General features: G+C 67.0%; 1 pseudogene. It reads left to right on the top strand.

What is annotated here, in order from left to right:
* Positions 1-531 (top strand): annotated as a pseudogene (locus tag ID574_RS59270) (DNA-directed RNA polymerase subunit beta); the annotation flags it as partial.

Raw genomic sequence — 531 nt, 5'->3', positions numbered from 1 at the left:
GCAACCGCCGTCTGCGCAGCGTCGGCGAGCTGATCCAAAACCAGGTCCGGCTGGGCCTGGCCCGCATGGAGCGGGTCGTGCGCGAGCGCATGACCACCCAGGACGTCGAGGCGATCACGCCGCAGACTCTGATCAACATCCGCCCGGTGGTGGCGTCGATCAAGGAGTTCTTCGGCACCTCGCAGCTGTCGCAGTTCATGGACCAGATCAATCCGCTGGCCGGGCTGACGCACAAGCGGCGCCTGAATGCCCTGGGTCCTGGTGGTCTGTCGCGTGAGCGGGCGGGTTTCGAGGTCCGCGACGTGCACCCGTCCCACTATGGGCGGATGTGCCCGATCGAAAGCCCGGAGGGCCCGAACATCGGTCTCATCGGCTCGCTGGCCAGTTTCGCCCGGCTGAACGCGTTCGGCTTCGTCGAGACGCCCTACCGCAAGGTCGTCGACGGCAAGGTGACCGACCAGATCGACTACCTGACCGCCGACGAGGAGGACCGCTACGTCAAGGCGCAGGCCAACACGGCGCTCAACCCCG

Source organism: Nonomuraea sp. SYSU D8015 (genome assembly GCF_008065375.1).
Lineage (GTDB): Bacteria > Actinomycetota > Actinomycetes > Streptosporangiales > Streptosporangiaceae > Nonomuraea.
This window is presented reverse-complemented; position numbering and strand designations above follow the sequence as displayed.